This is a genomic window from uncultured Neisseria sp. (genome assembly GCF_951230505.1).
GTDB lineage: Bacteria > Pseudomonadota > Gammaproteobacteria > Burkholderiales > Neisseriaceae > Neisseria.
Genome location: NZ_CATNVN010000007.1, coordinates 20,751 through 27,150, shown reverse-complemented (window position 1 = coordinate 27,150; position 6,400 = coordinate 20,751). Strand labels below are relative to the sequence as shown.

Annotated in this window: 6 protein-coding genes; 1 reads left to right on the top strand and 5 read right to left on the bottom strand. The window is 47.4% G+C overall.

Going from position 1 to position 6,400, the window contains the following annotated elements; translation table 11 throughout:
• Positions 1–173: 173 nt before the first annotated feature.
• From nhaC to Q1M25_RS01165, 3 genes are all read right to left on the bottom strand, one after another.
• A complete protein-coding gene (gene nhaC, locus Q1M25_RS01175; protein WP_300480831.1) occupies positions 174–1,553 on the bottom strand; it encodes a Na+/H+ antiporter NhaC in 1,380 nt (459 codons plus the stop codon).
• Positions 1,554–1,733: 180 nt separating this feature from the next.
• On the bottom strand, positions 1,734–2,357 hold the full coding sequence (locus Q1M25_RS01170; RefSeq protein ID WP_300480829.1) for an alpha/beta fold hydrolase: 624 nt from the start codon (positions 2,355–2,357) through the stop codon (positions 1,734–1,736).
• Positions 2,358–2,450: 93 nt separating this feature from the next.
• Positions 2,451–3,674: a sugar MFS transporter gene (locus Q1M25_RS01165; RefSeq protein ID WP_300480826.1), complete on the bottom strand. Its 1,224-nt coding sequence runs from the start codon at positions 3,672–3,674 to the stop codon at positions 2,451–2,453.
• 273 nt (positions 3,675–3,947) lie between these two features.
• Here Q1M25_RS01165 and Q1M25_RS01160 point away from each other — a divergent pair, with 273 nt between their 5' ends.
• The gene (locus Q1M25_RS01160) at positions 3,948–4,361 is read left to right on the top strand and encodes a YqaA family protein (RefSeq protein WP_300480824.1); all 414 of its coding nucleotides are present in this window, start codon (positions 3,948–3,950) and stop codon (positions 4,359–4,361) included.
• A 65-nt stretch (positions 4,362–4,426) separates the two neighbouring features.
• On the opposite strand, the gene Q1M25_RS01155 is transcribed toward Q1M25_RS01160, so the two are convergent.
• Complete coding sequence (locus Q1M25_RS01155) at positions 4,427–5,620, bottom strand: amino acid aminotransferase (protein ID WP_070588069.1); 1,194 nt, start codon at positions 5,618–5,620, stop codon at positions 4,427–4,429.
• A 98-nt stretch (positions 5,621–5,718) separates the two neighbouring features.
• On the bottom strand, positions 5,719–6,369 hold the full coding sequence (locus tag Q1M25_RS01150) for an HAD family hydrolase (RefSeq protein WP_300480821.1): 651 nt from the start codon (positions 6,367–6,369) through the stop codon (positions 5,719–5,721).
• Positions 6,370–6,400: the final 31 nt, after the last annotated feature.

Here is a 6,400-nt window from a genome sequence, read left to right as displayed (position 1 = left end):
TCGGATGAGGATTGGCAGCGCGGAAACGCTCGAAAATTTCTTGGCGGATTTGTTTATTCATTGTTTTTGGATTATTTTTTATTGGCGCAGCAATTATATCCGATGGGCTGCTTCAAACAAAGTAGGCCGTCTGAAACGCATTCAGACGGCCTGATTATCAAACAGCCTACTGTTTATTTTTTACTCAAAGTCAGCCCTGTCCAGCCAAACACCAGCGTCAGAGCCAAGCTCAAGTAGCAGAAGAAGGCGTAAGGCAGGTATTCCCAAACAGGTACGCCCAAGGCATGGCTGATGAATACGCCGCAGACGCTCCAAGGCACCAACGGGTTGATGACCGTACCCGCATCTTCCAGCGTACGGGCAAGGTTGCGCGAATGCAGACCAAGCTTGTCATAAACCGGCTTAAAGGTTTCGCCGGAAAGCAGAATACTCAAATATTGCTCGCCAATCAGGAAGTTAACACCAACCGATGTCATGGCCACGCTGAAAGTAGCGCGTCCGGCATTGGTCAAGAACGCACGAATGGCCTCCAACAAAGACGGAATCACACCAATGCTGAACAACAGGCCGCCCAAACTCATGCCGAGTATCACGATGGTTTGCGTAAAGAACATGCTTTCTAAGCCACCGCGCGAAATCAAGCGGGCAATGTCTTTGAATGCTTCGCCTTCAAGTTTGTATCCGCTGTAAAACCACGCGCCCAGCTGTTTCAAATCAGGCGTACTGTGGAAATAAGTCACAATCAGCGCCACCACAACGGTAAACAACATGGCCACAATGGCATTGACGCGCATCAGGGCGAGGATAACCAATAAAGCAAACGGAATCAGCGAGTAGGCATGCACCAAACCGGTTGCTTCCAATTGCGCGCGGAAAGTCTCGACGCTGTTCATGTCATGCGCGGCAACATTGGGCAAGAGCCACAACATCAAGGCCGCACTGATCAACCACGCAGGTACAGTGGTGTACATCATGTTTTTGATGTGTTCGAACAAATCAATGCCGACAATCGAAGCGGAAATACCGGTCGTATCGGAAAGCGGCGACATTTTATCGCCAAAGAACGCACCCGACACAATCGCGCCTGCTGTCATCGCCATATCGGCATGAAACGCAGCCGCCATACCCATAAATGCCACGCCAACAGTTGCACAAGTCGTCAAACTACTGCCGATGGAAATACCGATAATCGAGCAGAGCGCAAACGCCGAGAAGTAAAAATAAGTCGGCGAAATCAATCCGAAACCGTAATACATCAGTGTCGGAATCGCACCGCTCATCATCAGCGCGCTGACCATCAGGCCGATAAAGAAAAACAGATAAATCGCGCCCATGCCCTGCCCGACCGCGCCTATCATACCGTTTTGCATATCTTGATATTTCAAGCCGCGCATCAAACCGTACAACAGCAAGACCACAATCGCCGTCACAATCGACATATGCGGCAGCCATTCAAGCGAAATAATCGTATAACCCATTGCCGCCACCAAAGCCAAGGCCACAGCGATGGCCTCAAAGCGCGGCATATTAAGTAAGGATTTGAAAGCAAACATTGTTCTTTGCCTTTTTAATAAGTATTTAACAGATTTTAGCATAACAGGCCGTCTGAAACCCGATTCTCAGACGGCCTGCCTGTTATTTTATAAAAACAGCTCCAGTAAAACTGCGACACTTTCTTTAAAATATATTAAATTGTTAACATTAAATACTTTTAAATTAAAATAAATGAAATTTTATTGCTTTTTAAAACATCCATCATGTAAAAATGCCACTACTTGTTCGACCGTTTTACGGTTGAACAGCATACCGCTATGGCTGACAGGTAAAACGACATGATCGCGCATATTCGGACAATGCGTTTCGCTGACCAAAACCGTACCATCATGTTCGCCATGCAAACCTAAAACACGGCCCAGACCATACGGTTTGTTACCGGCGATACTGCCCAGCTCAACACCCTCTGGCAACTCAGGCATACTGCCGTCCAATGCCCCTTTGTAAGAGCCGCCCAATACCGGCTTTTGCAAACCCAAATTGAGCACACGTTGCGCGGCACGGCTGCCTTGATGCGGCGTACCCATGGTAACGATACGGCCGCTGACTTTATCCGGATATGCCGCTGCAAAATTGCGTAAGACCAACCCGCCCAAACTATGGCCCACAAAGTGCAGCGTTTCATCAGCATGGTTCTCATCAATCCATCGCGCCAAGTCCTCAACATGCCGATTCATTGAGTGCAACACACTGCAATAATCGAACAGCACAACTTCAAAACCTTCTTGTTCCAGCAAATACGCCAGCGGTCTCATGACCCACGAATGCATGTGCAAGCCATGCAGCAAAATGATTTTGGCCATTTTTTTCCTCCTGTCATTTAAATCATTATGCCACAAAGTAAAAAGGCCGTCTGAAATCCCATAGGGTTTCAGACGGCCTTTTATCATGATGAGTTATTCGTCAGCTTTGTAGCCTTTAATTGCAAAGAAGACGATGTATACATAACAAATCGCTGATACAACGAAAGAAATCATCAAACCGTAAGTATCCGCTGCCCAACCTTGTACCACAGGCACAACCGCACCGCCGACAATCGCAGTACACAATACGCCGGAAGCGCTGCTGGTAAATCGACCTAGACCTTTGGTTGCCAAAGAGAAAATGGTTGGGAACATGATGGAGTTGAAGAAGCCGATAGCCAACAATGCCCACATTGCAACATCTGCACTGGCTTTACCTGCCAACATAGCAACGCCCAACAAGGCAACAGCAGCAGTAGCGTTAAATGCCAAATAGCGGTTAGGCGCAATTTTCGCCATGATAGCAGAGCCTAAGAAACGGCCGACCATTGCACCGCCCCAGTAGAACGACAGATATTTTGCTGCAGATGCGTGGTCCAAACCTTTCAGATAGCCCAACACGCTGACCAACAAAGAACCGATAGATACTTCAGCACCAACATAACAGAAAATACCGGCCGCACCAAAAACCAAATGACGGTATTGCCATACGCTGTGTTTGCCATCATGGTTGTGTTCGCTCTCTTCTTCAGCAATTTTGTTTGCGTCAGGCAGACGAATCATTTTGACGAATACAGCCAAAATAATCAGCAGACCGGCCAAACCTAAATATGGAATTTGAACAGAAGAAATTTGCTCGGCTTTGCTGACAGTTTGTGTCGCATCAGCCAAAATCAGGAATGCGCCGATTTGCGGAGCAATGGTCGTACCCAAAGAGTTAAATGCCTGAACCAAAGTCAGTGTTGCAGATTCTTTACCCGGTTTGGACAGCAAAGTCACATAAGGGTTACCCGCTACTTGCAACAGTGTTACACCTGAAGCCAAAATAAACAATGCACCCAAAAAAGTTGCATAAGAATGACTGCCAGCAGCAGGATAAAAGAGTAGACAGCCGATGGCAGTCAATACGAAGCCGCTAATCACGCCGTTTTTATAGCCGATTTTGCCGACCAAATAGCCCATCGGGATCGACATAATCGCATAAGCGGTAAAGAAACAGAATTGAATCAGCATCGCCTGAACATAAGTTAGGTCGAAAATATCTTTCAAATGCGGAATCAAAATATCGTTCATGCAGGTAATAAAACCCATCATGAAAAAGAGTGTGGTTAGGACAACCAGCGCAGGAGTATGATTTTGTTGTGAATGCGCAGACATGATTTGCCTTTCGTTTTGTTAAGATTCGCTGGAAAAATGAGCTTAAATCAGTTCATTAAACTTAACACCCATTAACAGCCGCCCGTATCATACTGATAATCCGTCACTTTGAAAACTATTTTCTAACAGCCGACTACATTATCCTTTAGCCGTTTAATTTTAAAAATTTCAATAATATTGGATTTATCTTTTATTAGATTAAAAATAAAGGCATAGTCCTCTTACTAAGCCTGTTATTTCTTTTTTACAATATCACTTGATGTAACTCAAAACATGCCCCCTCTTTACGCTTACCTTGCCCTGATTGCTTCTGCCTTCACTTCAGCCACACTACTTCCAGGCACATCCGAGGCGGCATACGCCGCATTTGTGTACCAATATCCGCAACATGCCCTCGGCGGATGTTTGTGTGCCGGTTTGGCGAATGGCTTGGGTAGTATGGTTTCGTATTACATGGGCAGAATGTTTCCGGCCAAGAAAAGGCCGTCTGAAAAAGTATTGGCACGTATACAAAGATGGGGGATTTGGCCGCTATTGTTTGCATGGCTGCCGATTATCGGCGATGCCCTCCCCCTTGCCGCAGGCTGGCTCAGGCTCAATGCTTTGCATTGCGCCATCATTCTGATTACAGGCAAACTGCTGCGCTATGCCATGATTTATTGGGGGATGAACACAGTTGCCGTATAAGCTTCGACAACCAAAAATAAAGGCCGTCTGAATGATTCAGACGGCCTTTGCCTTTAATTCGACAATTACAAGACTTTCACAATGCTCTCGCACAAATAATCGATGTTGTCATCGGTAATGCCGGCAACGTTGATGCGGCCGGAACGGACGGCATAAATGGCAAACTCATTTTTCAAACGGTCAACTTGTTCGGGAGTCAGACCACTGAAAGAGAACATACCGTTTTGTTCGATAATGAAATCAAAGTCTTGAGTTGCGCCTTTTGCTTTGAGCAACTCGACAAATTTTTGGCGCATGGCTTTGATGCGGCCGCGCATTTCATCGAGTTCGGCAATCCATTGTGCTTTCAAATCATCATTTTTCAACACCAGCGCAATGGTGTTCGCACCGTGTGAAGCCGGGTTGGAATACAAGGTACGGATGATGGTTTTGACTTGGCTGTGGGCGCGGGCTGCTGTTTCTTCATCTTCGGCCACCAAAGTGAACGCGCCGACGCGCTCGTTGTACATACCGAAGTTTTTGGAATAAGAGCTGGCAATCAGCAATTCTGTATTGTGTTTCAAGAACACGCGCAAGCCGTAGGCATCTTCTTCCAAGCCATTGCCGAAGCCTTGATAAGCAAAGTCAAACAGTGGCAACCAGCCTTTTTCGGCAGAAAGTTTTGCCAAAGTTTCCCATTGTTCGGGCGTAGGGTCGATGCCGGTAGGGTTGTGGCAGCAGCCGTGCAGCAGGACGATGTCGCCTTTTTGCGCTTGGCTCAAGTCTTCAATCATGCCGTCCCAATCCAAACCATGTTTGGCGGCATCATAGTAGCGATAAGGTTTATCTTGGATACCGACCGCTTTGGCGATGGCGTTGTGGTTTGGCCAAGTCGGATTGGAAATCCAGATGGTTTGCGCGTTCAACTGACGTTTAGCAAACTCGGCCGCAATGCGCAATGCACCTGTACCGCCAAGGCTTTGCGCTGTTTTGGCGCGACGGCTGGCAATGATTTCGTGGTCTTTGCCAAACAGCAGAATTTGGGTTTGTTCATTGTAGTCGGCAACGCCGTCGATGGTCAGGTAGTTTTTAGTTGTTTCGCTTTCTAACAGGCGTTTTTCAGCCTCTTTAACGGCTTTGACAATAGGCGTCGCGCCGGATGCGTCTTTGTACACGCCGATACCGAGATTGACTTTCTCCGGACGGGTTTCGGCTTTAAACGCCTCGCCCAAACCTAAAATCGGATCAGCAGGAGCAGCTTCGATATGCTTGAAGAACATGATTTTTCTCTTTACAAGTAGTAAAACGGTTGAAAAAATACAAATTTATGTAATTTTACGCCGTTTCAGGCCGTCTGAAAACGGATTATTACAGGGTTTTAACGCAAGATTGCCAACAAATCCAAAGGTGTGGCAATACGGAAATCGGCAAGCCAGTTTTCGGTTTGATCTTCGGCAGAAATATAGCCCCAATCGGCAAGCACGGTCGTCATGCCTGCATTTTTGCCTGCCTGCATATCGCGCTCGGCATCGCCGACATAAAAGCATCGCTGCGCTTCGACACCCATCTGTTCGCACGCATAAAACATAGGCTTCACGCTGGGCTTGGGTTCATCGCAAGTATCGCCGCTGACAATCACGGCAGGAGGCACGGTAAACCCGAGCTTAGGCACGAGGACATCGGTAAAACGCATGGGCTTGTTGGTAATAATGCCCCATTGGATACCGCGTTGTGTTAAAGCTTCCAACATTTCGTTTACGCCGTCGAACAAGATGGTTTGGTCGGCATAGCAGCGGCTGTATTCGTCCAAAAACTCTTTGCGCCATTGCATATAGTCCGGATGATCGGGCGTAATGCCTGCGCCAAGTTTGAGCAAACCGCTCGCACCGTGGCTGGCCTGCGGACGGATTTCATCCATGCTTTTTTCTGGCAAACCGTGTCGGTGCAACACCGTATTGAGCGCGCCACCCAAATCAAGTGCGGTATCGGCAAGCGTGCCGTCAAGGTCGAATAATACGGCTTGGGTCATAAGTGTTCCTTTGATGATTTTAGAAGGCCGT